The following is a 4,179-nucleotide window of genomic DNA, read 5'->3' as shown; positions in this document are numbered from 1 at the left end:
AATTATATGTTGATTTAAAAATAAGAGATTTAAATGTTGGAGCAGTAACAGAGTATAGTACTGATTATTTAAGAGATAAGGGAATGATTGAGAATATTTCTGAGCAATATGGAATTTATTTAGGACAAGCTCAAATTGAAGAGTCTTTAAATTGTTTTGATTATGCATTAACTGATTATGCAACATTCTTAACTTATGTATACGGAAGATTTATGCTAGGAGATAAGAAGAGAAGTAAGAAGGAAATTGAAATATTAAAAGATCTTTATGTATTAGCATTAAGAGACTTACAAAAATATGATCATATATTCTTTGTACCAAGGGAATTTGGATATGAGAAAGATGGAGTAAGATGGCAAGATGAAGACCTTGCAATAGCAATAGATACAGCAATTCTTTCATTCTTAGAAGCTGAGAATGTTAAATTTACAAAAGTAACAGGTTCAACTAAAGATAGATCAGAAACTATTTTAAAAGAAGTAGGACTTGATAAAGTTGAAATAAAACTTGCTAAAACGAGTAAAGTTTTAATAAATAACTAAAAAGAGAAATTACAGAACTGGCATAAGTGTCAGTTCTTTTTATTTTACAATATGAAATTTATTACAATGTTGCTAATTTTCTAAAAATTTGTTTTATTTATTTGAAAAAAGTGATATAAAGGAAGTAGAGGAAAAAAGGATTTTAAATTTGAAGAATGTGAGGAAAGTAATATGATTTATGAAGTTTGTGTAGGTAGTTATAGAGAAGGTGTTGAAGGAGTTAAGAATGGTGCTTCTAGAATTGAGCTTTGTGATAATTTAATGGAAGATGGAACAACACCTAGCTATGGAACTATTAAAAAATTAGTAGAGGATGTAGATGTTCCAGTTATGGTTATAATAAGACCAAGAGGTGGGAAATTTGTATTTTCTAAAGAAGAAATTGAAATAATGAAAATTGATATAGAGATGGCGAAACAAGCTGGTGCATATGGAGTTGTTGTTGGAGCAATTAAAGATGGAGATATTGATTACGAGTGCATAAAAGAAATCTTAAAAGATAAAGGTGATTTAAATGTAACATTCCATATGGCATTTGATGAATTAAATGGTTTAGAAGCTATGAAAGAAGGAATAGATAAACTTCATGAAATAGGAATAGATAGAATTCTTACAAAAGGTGGAAAAGGAGATGCATTATATAACTGGAATAATCTAAAAAAATTAATTGATTATGCTGGGGACAGAATAATTATAATGCCTGGAAAAGGAATAAATAAAAGTAATAGAGATTATATAATAGAAAAAACTGGTGCTAAAGAAATTCATGGAACTAGGATTGTTTAGAATTAAGAATTGGAAATTAAAAATGAAGAATTAGGGGGACTTGCAAGCAAGTCTTCTTTTAAATTACGGTAGTGTATGATATAATGAGGGATAGTAAAAATGTAAGATGATATTTAATATAAATATGCTTTTAGGAGGAATTTATTTTGTCTAATTTAAGAAATGAAATAGAAAAGAGAAGAACGTTTGCTATCATATCTCACCCTGATGCTGGTAAGACTACGCTAACAGAAAAATTCTTATTATATGGAGGAGCTATAAGACTTGCTGGTTCTGTTAAAGCAAGAAAGGCTTCTACTCATGCAGTATCTGACTGGATGGAGATTGAGAAACAAAGAGGGATTTCTGTAACTTCATCTGTTATGCAGTTTAATTATAGTGGTCACTGTATCAATATCCTTGATACACCAGGGCACCAAGATTTCTCAGAGGATACATATAGAACTCTTATTGCAGCTGACTCTGCTGTAATGGTTGTGGATGCAGCTAAAGGAGTTGAGGATCAAACTAGAAAATTATTTCATGTTTGTTCTTTAAGAGAAATGCCAATATTTACATTAGTTAATAAGATGGATAGAGAAGCACAAGATCCATTTGGACTTATGGAAGATATTGAAAATGAACTTGGAATTAAAACATATCCAATGAACTGGCCAATAGGTTCAGGTAAAGATTTTAAAGGAATCTATGAAAGAGATAATAATAGAGTAATCCTTTTTAATGGTGGAAACCATGGTCAAAATGAAGTTGAGATGATGACAGGTGAAGCAAGTGATCCTAAATTTAGAGAGATTTTAGGACCAGTACTTCACGATAAGCTTATGGAAGATATTGAACTTCTTGATATTGCAGGAGATGAGTTTGATGTTGAAAAGGTAAGAAGAGGAGAATTAACTCCAGTATTCTTTGGATCAGCATTAACAAACTTTGGTATAGAGCCATTCTTAGAGCACTTCTTAGAAATGACAACATCACCACTTCCAAGAAATTCAAGCATAGGAGAAATAGATCCATTTACTGATGAATTCTCAGCATTTGTATTTAAGATACAAGCAAACATGAATAAGGCTCATAGAGACAGAATAGCATTTATGAGAATAGTTTCAGGAAAGTTTGAAAAAGGAAAAGACTATTTCCATATGCAAGGAAACAAGAAAATAAAACTTGCACAGCCACAACAATTTATGGCACAAGATAGAGAAATAGTAGAAGAAGCATATGCAGGAGATATAATTGGAGTATTTGATCCAGGAATATTCTCAATTGGAGATACAATATGTATGCCATCAAATAAATTTACATTTGAAGGAATACCGGCCTTTGCACCAGAGCATTATGCAAGAGTAAGACCAGTAGACTCAATGAAAAGAAAGCAATTTGTAAAAGGTGTAACACAAATAGCACAAGAAGGAGCTATTCAGGTATTTAAAGAATTACACATAGGAATGGAAGAAATCATAGTTGGAGTTGTAGGAGTTCTTCAATTTGAAGTACTAGAATACAGATTAAAAAATGAATATAACGTAGACATAAAAATGGAAAGACTTCCATACAAATTTGTAAGATGGATAGAAAATGACAATAATATAGATGTAGATAAATTAAACCTTACATCAGATACAAAGAAAGTAAAAGACTTTAAAGATAGAAATCTTTTAATATTCCAAAACACATGGGGAATCTCATGGGCATTAGAGCACAATGATGGAATAGTTCTTTCAGATGTAGGTAAATCAGAATAAAAAATATAAGAGCTAATCTTTAAAAGTATACTCCCTTTACAAATAACTAGATTGATTTTTTAGCTAGTTATGTAGAGGGAGTATTTTTTTAGCATAAATTTAAAGCTAATTAATAAAATATAATACAAATTAAGAAGAAAATTAAAACTCCTTGAATAAAATATCCAATAAATGGTAAAATTTTAGATATATAGCACAAGGGGGTAATTTAAAATGAAAAAAAGAAAATTACTAGGAATGATTATTGCATTAGGATTAACTCTAAATTTATCAACAGGATTAGCTGCAAATGCAGTAGAAAATTTGGAGGATAAGCCACAAATTGAAGAAGAGCAAAGGGAAGAGGAACAAAAGGAAGAAGAACATGAAATTACAGTAGAGGAAGTTGTTAAATTAACTTACAATAATTCAACACAAAAGGTTGGAGAAAAACTAGATTTAAGTTTGCTTGACGTAAAAGCTATAAATGTAAACGATGATTCAATAAAATATAGGATAGAATACGGAGAGTATGAAGATACAGAAAATCCTATTGGAAATGCATTAAATGAAGAAGGTGTATTAATAAAGTCAGGAGTTTATAAGATTGTTATACAAGCTCTAAATGATGAAAAAGAATGCTTAGCAGAGGGAATAGCAACTATAACTATAGTTGAAGAGGAAAAAGAAGTTAATCAAGCCCCAGTTATAACAGGAAACGGAGCTATTATACAGCAGTATGAAAAATTTGATGTGAATACACTAGGAATAAAAGCAATAGATAAAGAAGATGGAGATTTGACAGAAAAAATAGTTATAGATAGTAAGGTAGATACGTCAAAAGCTGGAGTTCAGTCTGTATATGTTAGTGTAAAAGATAGTGTAGGAAATGAAACTAAGGAAGTTTTTTCTGTAGTTGTTAAAGAAAAAGGTAGACCGATAATTACTGGTATAAAAGGCGATAGGTTAGTACTAAAAGTTGGAGATAAATTTAATAATTCAATGTTAGAGGTAAAAGCAGTAGATAAAGAAGATGGAGATTTAACAAACAAAGTTGAATATGAAGGAACAGTAGATACATCTAAGTCAGGAATTTATGCTGTAACAGCTAAAGTTTCAGATAAAGATAA

Annotated in this window: 4 protein-coding genes; all 4 read left to right on the top strand. The window is 30.2% G+C overall.

Annotated features, from left to right (window positions below; translation table 11 throughout):
* A partial coding sequence (locus ACRDDY_RS18385; protein ID WP_438566382.1) for an AAA family ATPase occupies positions 1-542 on the top strand: 542 nt, incomplete at its 5' end.
* Between the two features lie 171 nt (positions 543-713).
* Positions 714-1,328: a copper homeostasis protein CutC gene (locus ACRDDY_RS18380; protein WP_438566381.1), complete on the top strand. Its 615-nt coding sequence runs from the start codon at positions 714-716 to the stop codon at positions 1,326-1,328.
* Between the two features lie 146 nt (positions 1,329-1,474).
* On the top strand, positions 1,475-3,070 hold the full coding sequence (locus ACRDDY_RS18375; RefSeq protein WP_438566380.1) for a peptide chain release factor 3: 1,596 nt from the start codon (positions 1,475-1,477) through the stop codon (positions 3,068-3,070).
* Positions 3,071-3,283: 213 nt separating this feature from the next.
* Positions 3,284-4,179 (top strand): immunoglobulin-like domain-containing protein (locus ACRDDY_RS18370; protein WP_438566379.1); only part of this gene is annotated, 896 nt, incomplete at its 3' end.

Origin of the sequence: Clostridium sp., from assembly GCF_051656525.1 — a bacterium.
Taxonomy (GTDB): Bacteria; Bacillota; Clostridia; order Clostridiales; family Clostridiaceae; genus Clostridium.
This window is presented reverse-complemented; position numbering and strand designations above follow the sequence as displayed.